This window comes from Vibrio sp. 2132-1 (assembly GCF_033344315.1).
Window position 1 is genome coordinate 1 of sequence record NZ_JAWPON010000531.1, and the last position, 614, is coordinate 614.

General features: G+C 48.9%; 1 protein-coding gene and 1 pseudogene. Both read right to left on the minus strand.

All coding sequences use genetic code 11. The annotated features are described in order from the left end of the window. Positions 1–95 (minus strand): annotated as a pseudogene (locus R8N47_RS26470) (cytochrome c oxidase subunit 3); the annotation flags it as partial. 51 nt (positions 96–146) lie between these two features. Next, positions 147–614: cytochrome c oxidase assembly protein (locus tag R8N47_RS26475; RefSeq protein ID WP_318186266.1), on the minus strand; the 468-nt coding region annotated here is incomplete at its 5' end.

The following is a 614-nucleotide window of genomic DNA, read 5'->3' on the forward strand; positions in this document are numbered from 1 at the left end:
CCCGCACCGACGGCGACTAAAAACAGAGCAAACGCGCCAATGATCGGCCAACTACTTTGAGCAGGAACGTAATAGGTTCCAGGTTTATTACTCATCAGTTCTCTCCTTACAGACACTATTTGGCCTGTATCTCACTCCTTGAGAGGCTAACTGCCTGTGGGAGGAGGAAGTTTGTAGAGTGTATAAGACAGCGTTAATGTATGTATTGAGTCCGGCAAATCGGGCTCAATATAGAAAATCAATGGCATCTGAGCGTGCTGCTTTCCATCCAGCGGCTGTTGCGTAAAACAAAAGCACTCTATTTTGTTGAAGTAAGCTGCACCGTTGCCGGGAGAAACGGAAGGCACCGCCTGCCCCACGAGCCTTTGTCCACTTTCGTTAAATGCCAAGTATTCAGTTTGCACGACTTCACCTGGATGAACATTCATCGAAATGACTTTCGGCTTAAACTCCCACGGCATATCTGGGTTGACGTGTGCCATAAACTCCACACGAATCGTCCGGCTCAAATCGGGTTGCATCCCCGTAGGTTGAATCGCTGCAACATCACTGGTTTTACCGTTGATGCCTAACGCATCACACATCACGTCATAGAGCGGCACGAGCGCAAAACC